An 18333-nucleotide genomic window follows, 5' to 3' on the forward strand; every position below is an offset into this window, starting at 1 on the left:
TGGGGAGTCGTCCCTCCGCCAATGTTAAGGGAGACTAACATGGATCGCCGCAACTTCATCAAGGGCTCGGCCCTTGGCACCGTCGGGGCAGCCGGCGCCGCCCTGGCGAGCCCCGCCATCGCGCAGTCGATGCCGAAGATCCAGTGGCGCTGCACCTCGTCCTTCCCCAAGTCGCTCGACACGATCTATGGCGGGGCCGAGGATGTCGCGAAATACGTGAGCGAGGCCACCGACGGCAATTTCACCATCCAGGTCTATGCCGCGGGCGAGATCGTTCCCGGCCTGCAGGCCGCCGATGCCGTGTCCTCGGGCACCGTCGAGATGTGCCACACCGCGCCGTACTACTATGTCGGCAAGAACCCGGCCTATGCGCTCGGCGCGACCATTCCCTTCGGCCTGAACGCGCGCGGCATGCATGCCTGGCTGATGTATGGCGGCGGCATGGACCTCGTGAACGAGTTCTACAATTCGGAGGGCCTGCACTACATCCCCGCGGGCAATACCGGTGCGCAGATGGGCGGCTGGTTCCGCAAGGAAATCAACTCGGTCGCCGATCTCTCCGGCCTCAAGATGCGCATCGGCGGCCTGGCCGGCCGCGTGATCGAGAAGCTCGGCGCCGTGCCGCAGCAGATCGCCGGCGGCGACATCTACCCCTCGCTCGAGCGCGGCACGATCGACGCGGCTGAGTGGATCGGCCCCTATGACGACGAGAAGCTCGGCTTCTACAAGGTCGCGCCCTATTACTACTATCCCGGCTGGTGGGAGGGGAACCTGATCCTCAACCTCTTCGTCAACAACGAGAAATGGGCCGAGCTGCCGGACGCCTACAAGAGCCTGCTGCAGACCGCGGGCAAGGCGGCCACCATCGAGATGCTGGCAGAGTACGACTACAAGAACCCGACCGCGATCAAGACGCTCGCGCAGAACGGCACCCAGCTGCGGCCCTTCCCGCAGGACGTGATGCAGGCCTGCTTCGCCGCAGCGAACGAGCTTTATGACGAGCTGAACGCCTCGAACCCGGCCTGGAAGAAGATCTTCGACAGCCAGATGGCGTTCCGCGGCGAGACCTATCTGTGGCAGCAGGTGGCGGAATACACCTTCGACACCTTCATGATGGTCAAGCAGCGCGAAGGCGCGCTCTGATCTTCCGGTCCGGGCGGCGGAACCGCCCGGACCCCGCCGTCAGTCGGTCAGCGGCGCCCCGAGCGCCGCGGCCATCGCGGCGATCGCCGCCATCTGCGGCGCGTCCTTCTCCAGATAGGCCAGGCTCTGGCCCATCGGGAAGACATTCACCGAATAGCCCCACCAGTCCCAGCAGCCCTTCGGGTTGTTGCCGGTCGCCGTCGGCTCCGCCTGCGGGTAGAGCACCACGATGTTGTTGGCCTCGGCCCAGCCGTTGTAGCCGGTGCGGGTGGCGAAGGCGTCGCCGTTCTCGCCCGAGAGCCCCTGCCGGCAGCCATGCAGCGCAATGTGCAGTCGGCACTCCTCGCCCGCCGTGCAGGCGGCGGGAATGTAGGCCAGCGCCATGTCGCCCATGCCGGGTGCATCGTCGGCATAGAGGTCCTGTTCGAATTCGATCAGGTGCCCGGGGACCGCGTCGGCTTCGGGTTGGCCGAGCAGCCCGAGCTGGCCGAGGATGTCCCCTGCCATGTCGACGCCGCAGGCATTGATGAAGCTCGGGGTCTCGGCGAGGCAGTCGCCGGTCTCTTCGGTCAGGAAGGCATGCGGCGCCTCGAACGTGTCCTCGTCCTCGATGTTCCCGGCCGGCACGCCGTAGACCCCGTAGCTTTCCTGCAGCAGGTCCATCGCCCGGGCCGAGACGGTGTCGTCCGCCGTGCCGTGGAACAGGTAGATCCGGTCATCGGCCAGCCCCTCGATCGGGTCGATTCCGTCGGCGACCTTTTCGACGACCCCGGCCAGCCGCTCGGTGGTGTCCTCGAAGACGACGGCCATCACGCCCTGCTGCATGCAGGCGCTGAGCGCGGCGAAGACATTGCCCTCGGCACAGCCGAAGGGCGCGCCGGCGACGATGCCCGCGCCGGTGACGTGGCTGGAAAACGCGGTCTGGAGCTGCACCGCCATCGCGGCGCCGCTGGACAGCCCCGAGACCGTCACCTCGCGCTGGACCAGATTGAGCTGCGGCAGCGGATCGGCAAGCGCGGGCAGGGCACAGAGTGCGGCGGGCAGGAGGATGGCACGCATGGGAATCACCTTGTCTGGCTGTTGCCCGACGATGCCACAGCCGCGCGCCCCGGCGAATGGCGGTTTTCCGCGGTGCAGCAGGTTTCCGCGCCGGGGCCGGGCCCGGCGCGGATCCCGGTCAGTTGAAGCTCGGCGGCTGAGACAGATCCGTGGCCGGAGCCGGAGCCGGAGCGGGCGCAGGCGCGCCCAGCCCTTCGAGCGGCGGCAGGGAGCTGCGCCGCGCCCTTGCCCGCGCCGATCACCACCGTCTTTCCGGCGGGCTTCGGCGGCAGGTGGCGCGGCAGGACCTGCACCGGGTCGGCAGCGGCCACGGCGGCCTCGAACAGGCGGGTCAGGAAGGCACGGTCGGCGGCGGCATCGGTCATCGTCAGGGGTCCTTGCTCTGGGTCCGGCGGATGTTAGCGCCGCCATCCGCGGCGTCCACCGGCAAACCGACGCGCATCAATGGCCGCATTCCCTTCCGCGGCGTCCCCGTGTTTGCTAGGCAGAGTGAATAGTATCGGGAGTTTTCGGCCATGAAGGCGCTTCTCTGGGACATGGACGGCACGCTGATCGACAGCGAGCCCCTGCATGAACACGTGCTGTCCGAAGCGCTGAGATCGCTGGGGATCGAGCCGGACCCGCAGCTGCACGACAAGGTGCTGGGGATGGCGGCAGATGCGGTCTATGACTGGCTCTGCGCCGAATCCGGCCTGTCGCTGCCCTTCGGCGAGTGGATCCGCATCAAATACGGCCATTACATGCAGGGCGTGGAGATGCTGAAGCCGATGCCGGGCGCGCTCGAGGCGTGGAAGGCGGCGGAGGCGGCCGGGCTGAAACAGGCGGTGGCGTCGAATTCCGACCGGATCATCGTCGAGGCCAATCTGGGCCATATGGGCCTGATCTCGCCCGGCATGGTCACGGTCAGCCGCAACGACGTGCTCAAGGGCAAGCCCGACCCCGAGATCTACCTGCGCGCCGCGCATCTCCTCGGCGTGGCGCCGGAAGATGCGGTGGTTCTGGAAGATTCCGGAACCGGCGCCCGTGCCGGGCTGGCCGCGGGCATGCAGGTGCTGGTGGTGCCCCATACCGACATCGAGGCCCCTGAAGGCGCGCGCAAGCTGGGCTCGATGGCGGAGCTCGAAGCGCTGATCGCCGCTGCCTGATCTGTCTGCCCGGCCCGGGCCGTTCAGGACATCGCGGCGGCGATCTGTTCGGCGATCCAGCCGAGCCGGGGACCATGCGGCTGGAGTCCGGATCGGTCTCGATGAGCGGCATGGCCCGCGCCACCGCGAGATTCAGGAACGGCACGATCATGGCGAAGGAAAACAGGCTGCCGATCAACGTCCCGACGGGAAAGTCCGGCCGCGCCCGGGCGGCCTCCAGCCGCTCGTAGCTGTGCTGGTCCGTCAGCGCCTCGGCCGGGCGCGCCGCGTGTTCCGCCTCGGCCGCCGCAACTTCCCCGTCCCGTGCCGTGCGGAAGCACCGCGTGAAGCGGAGGAAGGGCATCAGGAAATTGACTGCCTGGAACAGGCTTGCGACGGCCAGCTGGGCGAGGAACGGCCCGTGCCAGCGCCGCGGCAGGAACGAAAAATGCAGGATCAGAAGCCACGCGCAGGGCCAGGCCACCGTTCATCCCCACCATGTCGCCCAGCTGCCGGAAGCCGCCCGCCCCGCCGGGATGTCCGGGAACGACGCGAAGCCCGATATCGGGCTTCGACAGCCGGACCGCCAGCGTGGAGGAGGCCGCCAGCGTGCCCAGCCTGTGCCCCGTCACGAAGGCGAAACAGGCGGAGACCAGGATGAACGGCGTCCTCGACTGCGCATGGTCCAGCATGGCCGCATTGCAGCGGTCCCGCGGCACGGCATGGTCCGCGCAGATCGCCGGTTCCTGCACCATCCAGCTGATGTAGTAGAAGAAGACGAACCCGGCGGTGACGACTAGGCCGACCCCCAGCGCACCGGCCCGCTGCCAGCGGCGCATGCGCGTCCGGAGAAAGCCCGCGGCGTTGAACCCGTCATCGCTGATCAGGATGCGGTCCGCGTCCAGCTGCCGCGCCACGCGTGCCGCCCTCGACAGCCACAGTGCCGACAGGATGACAAGATATCCCGTCATGGCCATGATGTCCTGCCGGGCGCCGAGGCCGAGGCCGAACAGGACCGGAACAACCTGGATCCCGGCAAGCGATGCTGCCGTCGTGGGGGCGGCCAGGAACGCGCTGATTGGCTTGCCTTCCGGGGACTGCAATGGGAGCGGCGATGCCGGCGGACGGCCCGTTTCCGGGCGGGCGCGCCGCGCCGCCCAGCCTCAGCCCGCCATCGCCACTGCGAGCCGCCCAGGCCGGGCTGAGCAGCGCCGCGAGACCGAGGGCCGCCGCGAGGCACAGCCCCGTCCGCGCCCCGGCGCCGCAGGAGCGGTCCGTCCGCCTTGCATGCTTCGTCTCGGTCATGGGCCATGTCCCCGCAACGGAAGTTCCGGACTCCAGCATTGCCGCACTGTCCGCCTGCATCAAGCCCCGTCCCCGCCGACGGCGCCCGCGCCTTCCCCTGCGTCGCGGATGCAATCCGCGGATTGCATAAATTTTGAACAATCCATCGCGGCGGCGGCCGCGGACACTGCGCCGCACGGGACAGCCGCCGCTGCCGCGCTAGCTCCGCGGCAGGACCAAGCAAGGCAAAGACATGCTCAGCCAGACCCTGTACCGACTGACCGCGGACCGCGATCCCGGCAAGGACCCGAAAGCGGCGCGCCGCTTCGGCACCGAATTCCTCAGCCTCTCGGCGACCAAGATCGCCGACGGGCTGATCGACCCGAAACTGGTGCTGGCCTGGCTGTTCTCGGCCTCGGGCGTGCCGGGCTACCTGACCGGCGCGCTGGTGCCGGTGCGCGAGGCGGGCGCGCTGCTGCCGCAGCTGGCGCTGGCGGAAATGGCGCGGAAGCTGGGCTTCGTCACCGGCGACACGATGAGCCCGCAGGCGCGCGGCTTCCTCGACGGCGCGGGACGGCCCTGCCTCGAGAAACCGGTCGCGCCCGCGGAGCTGCGGCGGCTCGCCCGCGCCATGCTGGAGAAGGGGGGACAGGCGACATGAGCGACCATGTGCTGATCTGCGACGACGAACCGGACCTGCGCGAGATGCTGGCCGAATACCTGGGCAAGCGCGGCTTCCGCACCACGATGGCCTGCGACGCCCCCAGCCTGCGCGACGCGCTGGCCGCCGGGAGGCCCGACCTGATCCTGCTCGACATCAACATGCCGGGCGAGGACGGGCTGTCGGTGCTGCGCAGCCTGCAGGGCCCCGAGGCGCCGATGGTGATCATGCTGACCGCCGCGGGCGAGACCGTCGACAAGGTGGTCGGCCTGGAAATGGGCGCCGACGACTACCTGTCGAAGCCGGTCGACCTGCGGGAACTGGCCTCGCGGATCAAGGCGGTGCTGCGCCGCCGGATCGCGCCGGCCGCGGAGGGCGAAGCCCCCGAGCGCACCCGGTTCCGCTTCGGCAAGGCCTGGCTGGACCTCGACGCCGCCAAGCTGATCGGCGAGGACGGGGCCGAGATGCCGCTGACCTCGATGGAATTCGACCTGCTGAAGCTCTTCGCGCGCAACCGCGGGCGGGTGCTGAACCGCGACCAGATCCTCGAGGGCGCACATGACCGGTCCTGGGATCCGTTCGACCGCTCGATCGACATCCGCATCTCGCGGCTGCGCAAGAAAATCGAGGCGAATCCCTCGAAGCCCGAGGTGATCCGCACCGTGCGCGGCGTCGGCTACATCTACGACCCCCGCTGAGGGCGGCCCCCTCCGCAGCTCCGTGCCGCGGCGCCGGAACGCCCGGCATGGGCGTCCGCCGCCAGCAAGCGCTGCACCGGGCCGCAGTGGCTTTCAAGGTTGTTGTCACCGGTGACTGCTTTCAGGCTGCGCACTCTCCCGTTCCGGCCATGGGGCCGTACCGGTTCGAGCCAGACGGACCCGATCGGCGTCCGGCAGCGCGTGCCGTCTGACCAGCACTCGGGCCGCGCCGAGCACGCCAGCTCGCAGACTTGGCGGCGCATCTCCGGAGGACCCCATTCCTCGCCGCGATGGCGCTGTTCGGGCGTTACCAAGCGGATCATGCCGTGGCGACGCCCGCGGTTGCACCGGGAGACGCAGGTCTGGCCCCGGACGCACGCGTCCCCGATGCTGGCGAAGCCGCGTGGCGGTACTTGCAGGTCTGGAACAGCGCCTCGCAGAAGGCATTGTCATTGCTCACCCGCGGTCGGCTGAAGGACGATGTGAACCCGAGACGGTCCATCTTCGCCTTCATGGGGCGTTGTTGCAGAACTGATCGGCTTGCGGGATTCCCGAGGTATTGTTGCAGAACTCGTCGGCTTCCGGGATTCACGGCGTGACTCCGGTAGGTTCAGAGCCTGCCATGAGCAAGCCAGCCCCCGCCCGCTACCGCACGGCCAACCGGAAATCCTGCAGTGAGCCATTGATGCGCCATTGGTTCGAGCAGTTGCCAGCGGCAAGCGCCACCGGTCCGAGCGCCGCTGGCGACGGCGAACACGTTGAAGTGGTGCGCCTCGCTGCCGGTCTGGCCGGACAAGGACATGACCTGGCTCGCGCCGAAGGTCGGCAAGCCGGGCGTCCGCCTGCGTTCTCCGACTGAGGAGGATCCTCAGACGGTCCGGGGGCGTCCGGTCCGATCCGCGCAAGCGGCAAATCCTCCGGCGGGGGGCGCTCCGGTCCTTCGCAGGAGGCGAACCGTCCCGGCAGACAGTTCGAGGAGGGAACGGGCGGAGCCCCTGAGCGCCGGACGGGCGGAGCCTTTCCCGACGAATGCCCTTCAAGTCTGCCTGATGATGAAGGTCCTGTTCGGCCTGCCACTCAGGCAGATCGAGCCATGGGAACGCCACGGATCCGAGTGACCTTGGCGAGGCGACATGGTCTCCGGCATGCCCGAGATGGCAGGGCTGGGCTGGCCGGTCCCCGGCTTTTCCACGCTCGGCCGGCGCCGAAGCGAGACGGAACCGTGGCGCGAGCGGCGTCGCGCAAGCCTGTCGAACGATCACCGTCGCGCTTTCGTGCCGTCGGGCCCGGGGCCCCTCCTGGGCCTTCTGGTCCCCTCTCGGGCGGCGGACAGCACCGGCATCAAGTTCTCGGGCGGCGGCGAGGCTGTCCAGGACGCATGGCCCCCGCCGCCGACACCAGCAACGCAAAGCCCATCTGGCGGTGGACACGGCCACCGGCGACATCCGGGCGGTGGAAGTCGCCTCCAGCCGCGACGGCGACAGCCCCGCCCGTCCCGAGTTCCCCGACCAGCCCCCGCAGGATGAGAAGATCGGCATCGCAACGGGCGACTTGCCAGCGGATGCGCCGTCGCCCATCGGGCTCGGCTGCCATACGCCGGCACCGTGCCCGGCCGGGCTCAGGCGTTGCCGGATGTCTTCTCCGGCGTCTGCGGCTTTGGCGCCTCCGGGTCCGGGGCCCCGGACGCCTGCTCCGCGGGCTTGGCCTCCGTATCCTGCCCGGTCTCGGCCGCGGCAGCCGGGTCCGGCGCCGCATCGGCAAACTTCTTCGGAATCTTGGCTTCCTTCGCCCGCTTCTGGATCACCGCGTCGATCTTCTCGCGCAGGTAGAGCAGCAGCGGCTCCGAGGCGAAGCCGGAGCCGAAACCGATCAGGACCGCCGCCGTGACAGATTCCGGCTCGATCGAGGAATAGGCGACAATGGCCAGCAGCGGCGCGGTGATCACCTGCAGGATCTGGAAGATCAGCATGTCGCGCCCCTCGACCGGGGTGATCGGGCGGAGCCAGCCCTCCTCGTTCTTGCCGTCCCGTCCGAGGTGCTGCCGGTATTCCATCTCGTAGGCCGGGGCGGCACGCTTCTGGATTTCGGGCAGCTTGCGCGTCATGCTGATCGAGCCGCCGAGCAGCGACAGGACGACCACGAAAAGCGGCACGACGAGGCCGCCGGTCACCCGGATCACGCGGTTCTCGTCCGCAAGCCCGGCATTGAAGGCGCCCAGCTCGGCCAGAAGCTGGTCGATGCTCTCCTGGAGCAGGGTCCGGCTCGAATTCTCGACGCTGTGGCGGAGGCTGTCGCTCCAGCCGTTTTCCGGACCGTCCGGCGCCGCCGGCGGCAGATCGGCTGGCAGCGGTCCCGGAACGGGAACGGGGCCCGGCGCCGCCGCGGCGTTCCGCGCCGCATCGAGTCCACCGCCACGACCGCCAGCGTGTCCGCCCCGCCGATCACGTCCGGGTCGCTGTCCGCGCCGCTGCCGTTGTCGACCAGCACCGAGCCCGAGACGCTGCCGGTCTCGGTCACGCCGAACGCATCGTCGCGCGCCTCGGGCGCATCGTTGCGCCCCGCGATCTGGAGATAGACCGTCGCGGTCGCGCCCAGCCCGCCGCCGTCTTCGATCCGGTAGGTGAAGCTGTCGGTGCGGGCGGTGCCGAGGCGCAGCGCGTTCCAGCCATCGGTCGGATCATACGAGAAGGTGCCGTCGGCATTGACGGTCAGAGAGGCGCCCGAGGCCAGCTGGATCGTGCTGCCCACCGCCGCGGCCGAGCCGTTGACCCGCGCCACCTGCAGGATGTCGCCATCATCGGGATCGCTGTCGCGGCCGTTGCCGGTATCGTCGGCGATCACGTTGCCCGAGATGGCGGCATCCTCGTTGCCCGAATAGTCGTTGCGCCGGGCCGCAGGCGCGCCGTTCTCGCCGGTCACGGTGACGGTCGCCACCGCTTCGTCGAAGCCGCCCTGCCCGTCCTCGATCCGGTAGCCGAAGGCAACGTCCCGGCTGCCGCCGCCGGGCAGCGCCTCGAAGGCGCCGTCCGGGTCGAATTCGTAGTCGCCGTTCGCTTGCACCCGGACCCGCGCGCCGGAGGCGAGCGCCACCCATTGCCCGACATTGGCGGCCAGGCCCTCGACGCGGGTCACCGAGATCGGGTCACCATCGGGATCGCTGTCCGGCCCCGCGCCGTTGTCGAGGAAGAGATTGCCCGACAGCAGCGCCGAAGCTGCGGTCGTGGCCGCGTCATCCTCTGCCACCGGCGCGGCATTGCTCCCGCCCACCGTGACGCTGACCGTCGCGCCTGCCGTGCCGCCGCGCCCGTCGGAAACGACGTAGCCGAAGCTGTCGCTGCCATCGCCGGCGAAGGCGCCGTTGGTGTCGTAGGTGAAGGTGCCGTCGGCAGTCATGAAGACCGTGGCGCCCGAAGCCAGCGTGATCAGCGAGCCGGTCGCCGCATTCACCGTCTGGCCCTCGACCGAAACCACCGAAAGCGTATTGCCGTCATCGGGATCGGTGTCGGCCCCGCCGGCATCCGGCACGCCCGCGATGACATTGCCGCTGGCCTGGCTGTCCGCTTGGACCTCCAGGAGGTCATCCTGCGGCTCCGGCCGGTCGTTCTGCCCGTCGATGCGGACATAGGAGGTCACCGAGGCGCTGCCGCCGTCGCTGTCGGTCACCGTGTAGGTGAAGCTCTCGGTCGCGCTCTGCCAGTCGGCCAGCCCCTCATAGGCCCCGGCGGCATCCATGGCGATCGAGCCGTCGGACTGCACCGTGATCCTCAGCCCGTCGCCGATCGCGATCTCCTGGCCGACATTCGCCGCGACACCGTTCACCGCCGTCACCGCGAAAGCGTCGCCGCCCGGATCGCTGTCCGCGCCGTAGCCGTTATTGGCGAAAAGATCGCCGGCCGCGGTGCCGTCCTCGGAGACCGCCAGGTTGTCGCGCCGCGGCACCGGCGCCGCGTTTTCGACGGTCACCTCGTAGCTGCCGGTCTCGACCGAGTTCGGCTGGCCGGCATTGTCGTTCACCGTCACCGTGACGGTGTAGCGGCCTTCGGCGGCATAGGCATGCGTCGGCAGGGAGGGCGTCTTCGAGAACGAGCTGTAGCTCGCCGCCGGCGAGCCGTCGCCCCAGTCCACCGCATAGCTGTAGAGGTCGCTGTCGGGATCGGCGAGCACGATCACCGGGCGCACCGCGGTCCCCTCGGTCACCGTGGTGTCGTTGAGCGCCGCCATCCCCGGCGCATCGTTGACCGGCGTCAGGTCGATCGTCGCCGTGGCCTGGCCGGAATAGCTGATCCCGTCGGAGGCGAAGAACAGGAAGGCATCCTCGCCGTCGAAATCCGCCTGCGGCGTGTAGACCAGCAGCCCGGAATCGAGCTGGCTGCGGGTGATCACCTGGTTTGCCGCGACGGCCGCGCCATCCAGCGTGAGCGCGCCGAAGCTCGGCAGCGAGGCGATGCGGATCTCGGCCAGCGCCTGGCCGTCGGGATCGTCGAAGCCCGCGTCGAAGGCGGCGAGCCCCAGCACCTGCGCCTGGTCCTCGGGCCCGGAGAAGGCCGCGCCCGCCACCNCTGCACATCTCCTACTGGGCGGACGGGCCGCAGGGCAATGTCTTCGACAACGGGCTGCAGGCGGGTTCCGCGATCATGCGCCAGGCGGTGGCGGGCGGCCTGTCCTGCCTGCCGGGCGCGACGCTCCTCTTCGCGCCGCATGAGGGCAGCTATGCCCGCTTCGCCCCCGACAGCCTGGCGCCGACCTCGGCCAGCTGGGGCTACGAGAACCGCTCCTGCGCGATCCGCATCCCGGCGGGCGATCCGGCCGAGCGGCGGATCGAGCACCGCGCCGCCGGGGCCGACACCAATCCCTATCTGGTGATGGCGGCGATCCTGGGCGGCGGCATTGCCGGGATCGAGGACGGGCTCGCCCCGCCCGAGCCGGTGATCGGATCGGCCTATGGCCAGCGGGTGCTGCAATTCCCGATGGACTGGGACGGCGCGATCGAGCGGTTTTCCGGCTCGCCGCGCATGGCCCGGATCTTCCCTGCCGAGCTGATCGAGACTATGTCGGCGGTGAAACGTCAGGAACAGCACCAGCTGGCCAAGCTCTCGGCGGCCGGCACGGTGATGGCCCTGATGGACGCCGTCTGAATTCCGGAGACCTTCCATGACTGCCCCCCTCCCGCGCATCGGGATCCTCAAATGCGGCCATGTGGCCGAGAGCATCGAGACCGCCCACGGCACCTATACCGAGTGGTTCCGCAACTTCCTCGGGCCGCAGGGCTTCGAGATGCCGGTCTGGGCCGTGGTCGACGGCGAGTTCCCCGGCAGCCCCGACGACTGCGACGGCTGGCTGGTGACCGGCTCGCCGCTGGGCGCCTATGAGGACCACGCCTTCATCCCGAAGCTCGAGGCCTTCCTGCGCGAGATCCGCGCGGCCGGGAAACCGCTCGTGGGCATCTGCTTCGGCCACCAGATCATCGCCCAGGCCTTCGGCGGCAAGGTCGCCAAGCATCCGGGCGGCATCAAGATCGGGCGGCAGAGCTACGAAGTCGAGGGGCTGGGACCGCTGGCGCTGAATGCCTGGCATGGCGACCAGGTGGTCGAGCTGCCCGAGGGCGCGCGGGTGATCGCCACCGGCGAGGATGTCCCGGTCGGCGCGATGCGGATCGGCGAGCGCATCCTGACGCTGCAGACCCATCCCGAGATGACCAATGGCTGCCTTCTGGGTCTCGTCGATCTGCGCCGCGACACCGGCATCTTCGCCCCGGGACAGGTGGAGACCGCCGAGAAGGACGCGGAAATGCCGGTCGACAGCACCCGCGCGGCGGAGTGGATCGGCGATTTCTATCGTCAGGCCCTGGCCGGATGACCGCCCCGGCCCGGCCGCCTGCGGACCAAGCCGGTACCGATGCAGGGGAGGAGGCTAATATGTTCTCCGTTTTCCACATTCTCGCGGCCCTGCGACCGCGGATCGAGGCGACGCGGCTCTGACGCAACGCCACGGCCTCGATCCTCCGCTATTTATCTGCGAGCTTGCGCCCTTCGCCGTGATGGTCGCGATGCATGTGAGGATGAAGGACAGCCCCGCACAGACCATCCTGGGCTTGGTCACTTCCGTGCTGACAGACTGGCTCATGAATTTGCTCCGGGCGGAGGCGAATCGCCGTTGGCAAAGCCACACGGAAACGCTGGAAAAGCTGCGCCGGAACAAGCTGATCAGCCTCTGAGGCCGGAGGCAGGAGGCAGGAGAGCCCCCGGCTCAGGGCCGGGGGAGGACGGCGCGGGACGTCAGCCCATGACTTCTTCGGCGGCCGCGATCAGCGCCTCGGCGATGATGTCGAGCTCGGGCAGCGTCAGCCGCGCGGGCAGCCGCGTGTCGCAGGCGGTCATCAGCATCGCGCGGGTCTTCGGCAGTTCCGGGACCGGCCCGAGGAACTGCCAGTTCCAGAAGGCGCGGGCATTGTCCTCGGAGAGGCCGAAGACCTGCACCGAGGCGCCGCGCGCCTTGGCGGCCGCCATGAAGGCGCGGGCCTGGTCTTCGGACATGCCCGTCAGCGTGAATTGCAGCGAATCCGGCGCGCGGGTCTCGGGCTCCAGGCAGGGCGGCACCTCGAGCCAGGGCGAGCGGTTCAGGCGCTCGGCCACGTAGTCGTGGTTCCTCAGCCCGTCGCGCACCCGGCGCGGCAGCTCGGCGAGCTGCGGCCGCACGATCGCCGCCGAGAGGTTCGACAGCCGGGTATTGTAGAGCGGCAGCTTGTTCTGCCACTCGGACACGATCTCGGCGACCAGCCCGTGCTTGGCCCAGTTGTGTTCGTAGGCGCCCGACATGATGACGGCGCGGGCGATCACCTGCGGATCGTCGGTGACCAGCATGCCGCCCTCGCCCGCGTTCAAGAGCTTGTAGGACTGGAAGGAGAAGCAGCCGACGCGGCCCAGCGTGCCGATCTTCTTTCCGTGCCAGAGCGTGCCGAGGGAATGCGCCGCATCCTCGATCACCGGCACGCCTTTCGCCTCGGCGAGCGCGAGGATCGCGTCCATGTCGGAGGTGTGGCCGCGCATGTGCGAGATCAGCACGCAGGCGACGTCATCGGTGAATTTCTCTGCGAAATCCGCCATGTCGATCCGGTAGTTGGCGCCGACCTCGACCAGCACCGGCTCGCAATCCGCATGGACGACGGCGGAGGGCACGGCGGCGAAGGTGAAGGCCGGGATCAGCACCTTGGCGCCCTTCGGCAGGCCGAGCGCCTTCATCGACAGGAACAGCGCCGCCGAGCACGACGCCACGGCCAGCGCGTATTTCGCGCCCATCATCTCGGCGAAGTCGCGCTCCAGCAGCGCGACCGGCGCATCGGCGGCGGCGGTGTAGCGGAACAGGTCGCCCGAGGCGAGCAGGCGCTCGACCTCCTGCCGTGCTGCCTCGGGGATCGGCTCGGCGTCATAGACATTCGGCGCCAGGGCAGGAGCGGCAGCAAGCGGCGGGACGAGATCTTCGGGCATCTTCGGGTTTCCTGAAAGTCTGTTTCGGGAAAACCGTAAACCGGATTCGGCGACAGATCCATGACGCCATGGCCGCAGGCGGGAATGATGCGCCCCGGACACAGCCCTGCCCCCTTTCCCTCCCCGCACGGGACCGCTAGACGGAGCCCGCAGGAGGACGTTCCGATGCGCCAAGCCACGATCACCCGCAAGACCGCGGAAACCGACATCACGCTGACCGTCGATCTCGACGGCACCGGAAGCTACGACGTGAAGACCGGCGTCGGCTTCTTCGACCACATGCTGGACCAGCTCGCGCGGCACAGCCTGGTCGACCTGACGCTGCGCGCGGAAGGCGACCTGCATATCGACGACCACCACACCGTCGAGGATTGCGGCATCGCGATCGGCCAGGCGCTGGCCAAGGCGGCCGGCAACAAGAAGGGCATCCTGCGCTACGGCTCGTGCCTGCTGCCGATGGATGACGCGCTGGTGCGCGCGGCGCTCGACCTGTCGGGGCGGCCCTTCCTGGTGTGGAACGTCGACTTCCCGACCCAGAAGATCGGCAATTTCGACACCGAGCTGGTGCGCGAGTTCTTCCAGGCGATCGCCACCCATGGCGGCATCACGCTGCATGTCGACTGCCTGCACGGGGTGAACAGCCACCATATCGCCGAGGCTGCCTTCAAGGCGGTGGCGCGCGCGCTGCGCGACGCGCTGGAAACCGATCCGCGCAAATCCGACGCGATCCCCTCGACCAAGGGCATGCTCTGATGGTCACGGTGCTGATCGACTACGAATCCGGCAACCTGCATTCGGCCGAGAAGGCGTTCCAGCGCATGGCGCGGGAAAGCGGCGCGGGCGAGGTGATCGTCTCGTCGAAGCCCGAGGACGTGGCGCGGGCCGACCGGCTGGTGCTTCCGGGCGACGGCGCGTTTCCCTCCTGCCTGCACGGGCTGCAGAGCTATGCGCAGGTCTACGAGGCGATGGTCGAGGCGGTGCGGTCGCGCGGCGTGCCCTTCATGGGCATCTGCGTCGGCATGCAGATGCTGGCCACCTGGGGCCGCGAATACGAGGACACGCGCGGGCTCGGCTGGATCGCGGGCGAGGTGGTGAAGATCACGCCCTCGGACCCGGCGCTGAAGGTGCCGCACATGGGCTGGAACGATCTGGTGATCGACGGCGCGCATCCGGTGCTCGACGGCGTGAAGACCGGCGACCACGCCTATTTCGTCCATTCCTACCAGTTCCATGTCGAGACCCCGGCGGACCGGCTGGCACATGTCGAGTATGGCGGCGAGGTGACGGCGATCGTGGCGAAGGACAATGTCATCGGCCTGCAGTTCCACCCGGAGAAGAGCCAGGCACCCGGCCTGCGGATGATCGCCAACTTCCTCGGCTGGAAACCCTGACAGGGTGCGGCGCGGGGCGGGCGGCCCCGTCTGCCGGACCGTCCTAGCCTGCCAGCGACAGCAGGCGGTCGAGATCGAGATGCGCCTCCATGTGCTCCGCCAGGCGGCCGAGCACCTCCTCCACCCCGGCGGCATAGCCGAGCCCCGAGGGCGCCGCGCCGAGACCGGCGAGCCAGGCCGCGCGGAAGCCGTCATCGGCGAAGAGCCCGTGCAGATAGGTCCCCTCGACCCGGCCGTCGCCCGACATGGCCCCCTCCGGCGCCCCGCCGACATGGGCGAAGGGCCGCGCCCGATCCGCGCCTTCGGTCGCGCCGATGTGTATCTCGTAGCCCTGAAGCTCGCGCCCCGACCCGGCATGGCGCGCGGTCACCCGGGTCAGCCGCTTCTCGGGATGCATGGTGGTGACGACGTCCAGGAGACCCAGCCCCGGCATCTCTCCGGGCGGGCCTTCGAGCCCGTCGGGATCGCGGATCGCCTGCCCCAGCATCTGGTAGCCGCCGCAGATGCCCAGCACGCGGCCGCCCCGGCGCAGATGGGCGGCAAGGTCGATGTCCCAGCCCTGCCCCCGCAGGAAATCGAGGTCGCCGCGGGTCGATTTCGTGCCCGGCAGGATCACTGCCGCGCAGTCGCCGGGGACCGGCTCGCCGGGACGGACCATGACGATTTCGACCTCGGGTTCCGCCGAGAGCGGATCGAGATCGTCGAAATTGGCGATGCGCGACAGGCACAGGCAGGCGATTTTCACCCTGCCCCCCTTCGGCCCGGCGGCGATGTCGAGCGCGTCCTCGGCCGGCAGGCGGTGCGCCTCGCCGAACCAGGGGACGACCCCGAGCGAGGGCCAGCCGGTGCGCGCCTCGATCAGCGAGACGCCGCCGTCGAAGAGCCGCACGTCGCCGCGGAACTTGTTGACGGCAAAGCCGCGGATCATCGCGGCGTCCTCCGGGTCCAGAACCGCCTGGGTGCCGACCAGCTGGGCGATCACCCCGCCGCGGTCGATGTCGCCGACCAGCACGACAGGCACGCCTGCGGCGCGCGCGAAGCCCATATTGGCGATGTCGCCCGACCGCAGATTGACCTCGGCAGGCGAGCCCGCACCTTCGACGATCACCAGATCGGCCTGCGATTTCAGCCGGTTGAAACTCTCCAGCACCGGCGCCATCAGCGAAGGCTTGAGCTTGGCATAGTCGCGCGCCTTCACCGTCGCGACGCGGCGGCCATGGACCACGACCTGCGCGCCGGTCTCGGTCTCGGGCTTCAGCAGCACCGGGTTCATGTCGGTATGCGGCTCGACCCCGCAGGCCAGCGCCTGCAGCGCCTGGGCGCGGCCGATCTCGCCGCCATCGACGGTGACGGCCGCGTTGTTCGACATGTTCTGCGGCTTGAACGGCCGGACCGAAAGCCCGCGCGCGCGGAACGCCCGCGCAAGCCCCGCCACCAGCATGGACTTGCCCACATTGGAGCCCGCCCCCTGGATCATGATCGCCTTTGCCACGGACGGGCTCAGTGCAGGCGCGCCGGTCCGGCACTCCGGTCGATCAGCATGACCTCGGTTTCTTCCAGCGCGGCGGCGCGGCAGCCGGTCCCGGCGGGCACGACATACATCTCGCCGCGGCCGAGCTCGACCAATTCCTCGGGCAGCTCGATTTCCAGCGCCCCGGAGATGACATGGAAGAAGTCCACCGCGCCTTCGGCGGTGTCGCAGCAGGCCCCGGCGGGCAGCAGCACGCGGCGCAGCGGACGGCCGTTGAACTCGCCGACCTGGCGCTCTTCCGAGAACGGCACCAGTTTCTCCGCGAGATTGACTGCCTTCACGTTGCTCATGCCCTCATCCCTCCTGGGTCCGGTTTCCTATGCCCGGTCGGTTCAGAATTTCTTAAAATTCGAACAAACTCGGAACTCTTGGCCGGGGACCCGCGGGGACTAGCCCTCGGCCCGCTCGGCAAGCTGTTCCGTATCGCCCATCCGGGCGAGTCGCAATTCCCGCCAGAGCCGGATTGGCGGCTTCAGCGCGAAACAGAGCGAACCGGCGAGGAAAAGCCAGGTGCCCGCGGTCATCAGGCTGTCGAAGAAGAAGAAGACCGAGCCGATCACGAACAGGACCGCTGCCAGGAAATCGACGGCCGTGTAGGCGATCTCGAAGGCGGCGTAGAGACGGCGCTTTTCGGCGCCGCCCTGGCGGTGGTCCCGTTCGAACAGCCTCAACGGCTGAGGCCACCCTGCAGCGTCGGGACGTCAAGCGCGCCGAAGCCGTAATGGCGCAGCCAGCGCAGGTCGCTGTCGAAGAAGGCACGCAGGTCCGGGATGCCGTATTTCAGCATCGCGATCCGGTCGATCCCCATGCCGAAGGCGAAGCCCTGCCACTGGTCAGGGTCGATCCCGCCGGCGCGCAGCACATGCGGATGCACCATGCCGGACCCGAGGATTTCCAGCCAGCCGTCGCCCTCGCCGATCTTCAGGCTGCCGCCTTCCCAGGAGCAGCGGATATCGACCTCGGCGGAGGGTTCGGTGAAGGGGAAGTGCGAGGCGCGGAAACGCAGCTCGACATCGTCCACCTCGAAGAACGACCGGCAGAATTCCTCCAGCACCCATTTGAGGTTGGCCATCGAGATGTCCTTGTCGATGGCGAGGCCCTCGACCTGGTGGAACATCGGCGTGTGGGTCTGGTCGTAGTCGGCGCGGTAGACGCGGCCCGGCGCGATCACCCGGATCGGCGCGCCGGTCTTCTGCATCGCGCGGATCTGCACCGGCGAGGTATGGGTGCGCAGCACATGCGGCGGGCGGTCGTCGCCCTCGGCGCGGTGCATGTAGAACGTGTCCATCTCCTGGCGCGACGGGTGGTGGCCGGGGATGTTCAGCGCGTCGAAATTGTACCAGTCGCTCTCGATCTGCGGCCCTTCGGCCACGGCGAAGCCCATGTCGGCGAAAATCGCCGCGACTTCCTCGGTGACCTGGCTGATCGGGTGCACGGTGCCGCCGCGGCGCGCCGCCGGACGGCCCGGAAGCGTCACGTCGAGCCATTCGGCGCGCAGGCGTTCCTCCAGCGCGGCATCGGCCAGCGCGGCCTTCTTCGCCGCCAGCGCCGAGTTGATCTCGTCCTTCAGCGCGTTCAGCGCCGGGCCCGCGACCTGGCGCTCTTCCGGGCTCATCTTGCCCAGCTCGCGCATCTTCAGGCTGATCTCGCCCTTCTTGCCGACGGCCTGCACACGCAGCGCCTCGAGCGTGTCCTCGTCCGCCGCTCCGGCGATCAGCTCCAGATATTTCCCGCGCAACTCGCTCATGGCCGCCTCATTCTTCAAGCTCCGCCCTCCGCTACCCAAAGGGGGGCCGAGATGCAAGCACGGCAGGCGGCGGCAGCGCCCGGCGCCCGGATAGGCAAAATTTGATGCAGTTTGGCGTTGCAGCTTAACAGGCCGGAAACGCCGAGGGTTCATTTAGGGGACCCGGACAGGCGCCATCGGCTGCCGCCTGCCGCCACGGGAAAGGATTTGG

19 protein-coding genes and 2 pseudogenes are annotated in these 18333 nt (G+C 69.1%); 10 read left to right on the forward strand and 11 right to left on the reverse strand.

Annotated features, from left to right (window positions below; genetic code table 11):
- Positions 1-39: 39 nt before the first annotated feature.
- Positions 40-1143 carry a TRAP transporter substrate-binding protein gene (locus tag C7T91_RS09960; protein WP_108259096.1) on the forward strand — a complete coding sequence of 368 codons (1104 nt, stop codon included), beginning with the start codon at positions 40-42 and terminating at the stop codon, positions 1141-1143.
- 39 nt (positions 1144-1182) lie between these two features.
- Here the strand turns inward: C7T91_RS09960 and C7T91_RS09965 are convergent, their stop codons facing one another.
- Positions 1183-2202 (reverse strand): extracellular catalytic domain type 2 short-chain-length polyhydroxyalkanoate depolymerase, encoded by a 1020-nt coding sequence (locus C7T91_RS09965; RefSeq protein ID WP_108259097.1) that lies wholly within the window; start codon positions 2200-2202, stop codon positions 1183-1185.
- A 191-nt stretch (positions 2203-2393) separates the two neighbouring features.
- Positions 2394-2567 (reverse strand): annotated as a pseudogene (locus C7T91_RS35320) (DUF4147 domain-containing protein); the annotation flags it as partial.
- Positions 2568-2717: 150 nt separating this feature from the next.
- Here C7T91_RS35320 and C7T91_RS09975 point away from each other — a divergent pair.
- The gene (locus C7T91_RS09975) at positions 2718-3347 is read left to right on the forward strand and encodes an HAD family hydrolase (RefSeq protein ID WP_108259099.1); all 630 of its coding nucleotides are present in this window, start codon (positions 2718-2720) and stop codon (positions 3345-3347) included.
- 23 nt (positions 3348-3370) lie between these two features.
- Here the strand turns inward: C7T91_RS09975 and C7T91_RS31520 are convergent, their stop codons facing one another.
- A complete protein-coding gene (locus C7T91_RS31520) occupies positions 3371-4297 on the reverse strand; it encodes a hypothetical protein (protein WP_145962831.1) in 927 nt (308 codons plus the stop codon).
- 566 nt (positions 4298-4863) lie between these two features.
- On the opposite strand from C7T91_RS31520, the gene C7T91_RS39325 reads away from it, so the two are divergent.
- Positions 4864-5271 (forward strand): hypothetical protein, encoded by a 408-nt coding sequence (locus tag C7T91_RS39325; RefSeq protein ID WP_407943285.1) that lies wholly within the window; start codon positions 4864-4866, stop codon positions 5269-5271.
- A complete protein-coding gene (locus C7T91_RS09985; protein ID WP_108259100.1) occupies positions 5268-5969 on the forward strand; it encodes a response regulator in 702 nt (233 codons plus the stop codon). Before C7T91_RS39325 ends, C7T91_RS09985 begins: the two co-directional genes overlap by 4 nt.
- Before the next feature lie 610 nt (positions 5970-6579).
- Here C7T91_RS09985 and C7T91_RS39330 read toward each other — a convergent pair.
- Positions 6580-6798 carry a hypothetical protein gene (locus tag C7T91_RS39330; protein ID WP_145962832.1) on the reverse strand — a complete coding sequence of 73 codons (219 nt, stop codon included), beginning with the start codon at positions 6796-6798 and terminating at the stop codon, positions 6580-6582.
- A 304-nt stretch (positions 6799-7102) separates the two neighbouring features.
- Here C7T91_RS39330 and C7T91_RS35330 point away from each other — a divergent pair.
- Positions 7103-7520: pseudogene (locus C7T91_RS35330) on the forward strand (transposase); the annotation flags it as partial.
- 67 nt (positions 7521-7587) lie between these two features.
- On the opposite strand, the gene C7T91_RS09990 reads toward C7T91_RS35330, so the two are convergent.
- Complete coding sequence (locus tag C7T91_RS09990) at positions 7588-8148, reverse strand: hypothetical protein (protein ID WP_108259101.1); 561 nt, start codon at positions 8146-8148, stop codon at positions 7588-7590.
- Entirely contained in the window at positions 8145-10526 is a 2382-nt protein-coding gene (locus C7T91_RS09995) for an Ig-like domain-containing protein (RefSeq protein WP_108259102.1), read from the reverse strand. The genes C7T91_RS09990 and C7T91_RS09995 overlap by 4 nt, the downstream gene beginning before the upstream one ends.
- Before the next feature lie 8 nt (positions 10527-10534).
- Here C7T91_RS09995 and C7T91_RS10000 point away from each other — a divergent pair, with 8 nt between their 5' ends.
- From C7T91_RS10000 to C7T91_RS32435, 3 genes are all read left to right on the forward strand, one after another.
- Positions 10535-11104 (forward strand): type I glutamate--ammonia ligase, encoded by a 570-nt coding sequence (locus tag C7T91_RS10000; protein WP_269101182.1) that lies wholly within the window; start codon positions 10535-10537, stop codon positions 11102-11104.
- Positions 11105-11120: 16 nt separating this feature from the next.
- Positions 11121-11825, forward strand: coding sequence for a type 1 glutamine amidotransferase (locus C7T91_RS10005; RefSeq protein WP_236638148.1), 705 nt, complete (start codon positions 11121-11123; stop codon positions 11823-11825).
- Between the two features lie 202 nt (positions 11826-12027).
- Positions 12028-12183, forward strand: coding sequence for a hypothetical protein (locus C7T91_RS32435; protein WP_161555834.1), 156 nt, complete (start codon positions 12028-12030; stop codon positions 12181-12183).
- 61 nt (positions 12184-12244) lie between these two features.
- On the opposite strand, the gene C7T91_RS10010 is transcribed toward C7T91_RS32435, so the two are convergent.
- On the reverse strand, positions 12245-13453 hold the full coding sequence (locus C7T91_RS10010; RefSeq protein WP_108259104.1) for a DegT/DnrJ/EryC1/StrS family aminotransferase: 1209 nt from the start codon (positions 13451-13453) through the stop codon (positions 12245-12247).
- Positions 13454-13618: 165 nt separating this feature from the next.
- Between C7T91_RS10010 and hisB the strand changes: the two genes are divergently transcribed.
- Positions 13619-14206: an imidazoleglycerol-phosphate dehydratase HisB gene (hisB, locus tag C7T91_RS10015; protein ID WP_108259105.1), complete on the forward strand. Its 588-nt coding sequence runs from the start codon at positions 13619-13621 to the stop codon at positions 14204-14206.
- The gene (gene hisH, locus C7T91_RS10020; RefSeq protein WP_108259106.1) at positions 14206-14844 is read left to right on the forward strand and encodes an imidazole glycerol phosphate synthase subunit HisH; all 639 of its coding nucleotides are present in this window, start codon (positions 14206-14208) and stop codon (positions 14842-14844) included. The genes hisB and hisH overlap by 1 nt, the downstream gene beginning before the upstream one ends.
- A gap of 43 nt (positions 14845-14887) precedes the next feature.
- Here hisH and C7T91_RS10025 read toward each other — a convergent pair whose 3' ends face one another.
- The 4 genes from C7T91_RS10025 to pheS all read right to left on the reverse strand — a co-directional run bounded on the left by C7T91_RS10025 (position 14888) and on the right by pheS (position 18122).
- Positions 14888-16321 (reverse strand): cobyric acid synthase, encoded by a 1434-nt coding sequence (locus C7T91_RS10025; RefSeq protein ID WP_108259386.1) that lies wholly within the window; start codon positions 16319-16321, stop codon positions 14888-14890.
- Between the two features lie 23 nt (positions 16322-16344).
- A complete protein-coding gene (locus C7T91_RS10030; protein WP_108259107.1) occupies positions 16345-16665 on the reverse strand; it encodes a cupin domain-containing protein in 321 nt (106 codons plus the stop codon).
- Between the two features lie 99 nt (positions 16666-16764).
- A complete protein-coding gene (locus C7T91_RS10035; protein ID WP_108259108.1) occupies positions 16765-17046 on the reverse strand; it encodes a YrhK family protein in 282 nt (93 codons plus the stop codon).
- Positions 17043-18122, reverse strand: a complete 1080-nt coding sequence (gene pheS / locus C7T91_RS10040) for a phenylalanine--tRNA ligase subunit alpha (RefSeq protein ID WP_108259387.1) — start codon at positions 18120-18122, stop codon at positions 17043-17045. Before pheS ends, C7T91_RS10035 begins: the two co-directional genes overlap by 4 nt.
- Positions 18123-18333 lie beyond the last annotated feature (211 nt).

Origin of the sequence: Mangrovicoccus ximenensis, from assembly GCF_003056725.1 — a bacterium.
In the GTDB taxonomy this organism is placed as follows: domain Bacteria; phylum Pseudomonadota; class Alphaproteobacteria; order Rhodobacterales; family Rhodobacteraceae; genus Mangrovicoccus; species Mangrovicoccus ximenensis.

Excerpts from the sequence above, each read along its gene's own strand:
- C7T91_RS31520 (WP_145962831.1), bottom strand. The coding sequence starts at position 4,297 with ATGACGGGATATCTTGTCATCCTGTCGGCACTGTGGCTGTCGAGGGCG.
- C7T91_RS39325 (WP_407943285.1), top strand. The coding sequence starts at position 4,864 with ATGCTCAGCCAGACCCTGTACCGACTGACCGCGGACCGCGATCCCGGC.
- C7T91_RS10025 (WP_108259386.1), bottom strand. The coding sequence starts at position 16,321 with ATGATCCAGGGGGCGGGCTCCAATGTGGGCAAGTCCATGCTGGTGGCG.
- C7T91_RS10030 (WP_108259107.1), bottom strand. The coding sequence starts at position 16,665 with ATGAGCAACGTGAAGGCAGTCAATCTCGCGGAGAAACTGGTGCCGTTC.
- C7T91_RS09985 (WP_108259100.1), top strand. The coding sequence starts at position 5,268 with ATGAGCGACCATGTGCTGATCTGCGACGACGAACCGGACCTGCGCGAG.
- hisB (WP_108259105.1), top strand. The coding sequence starts at position 13,619 with ATGCGCCAAGCCACGATCACCCGCAAGACCGCGGAAACCGACATCACG.
- C7T91_RS09960 (WP_108259096.1), top strand. The coding sequence starts at position 40 with ATGGATCGCCGCAACTTCATCAAGGGCTCGGCCCTTGGCACCGTCGGG.
- pheS (WP_108259387.1), bottom strand. The coding sequence starts at position 18,122 with ATGAGCGAGTTGCGCGGGAAATATCTGGAGCTGATCGCCGGAGCGGCG.
- C7T91_RS09975 (WP_108259099.1), top strand. The coding sequence starts at position 2,718 with ATGAAGGCGCTTCTCTGGGACATGGACGGCACGCTGATCGACAGCGAG.
- C7T91_RS32435 (WP_161555834.1), top strand. The coding sequence starts at position 12,028 with ATGAAGGACAGCCCCGCACAGACCATCCTGGGCTTGGTCACTTCCGTG.
- hisH (WP_108259106.1), top strand. The coding sequence starts at position 14,206 with ATGGTCACGGTGCTGATCGACTACGAATCCGGCAACCTGCATTCGGCC.
- C7T91_RS10010 (WP_108259104.1), bottom strand. The coding sequence starts at position 13,453 with ATGCCCGAAGATCTCGTCCCGCCGCTTGCTGCCGCTCCTGCCCTGGCG.
- C7T91_RS10005 (WP_236638148.1), top strand. The coding sequence starts at position 11,121 with ATGACTGCCCCCCTCCCGCGCATCGGGATCCTCAAATGCGGCCATGTG.
- C7T91_RS09965 (WP_108259097.1), bottom strand. The coding sequence starts at position 2,202 with ATGCGTGCCATCCTCCTGCCCGCCGCACTCTGTGCCCTGCCCGCGCTT.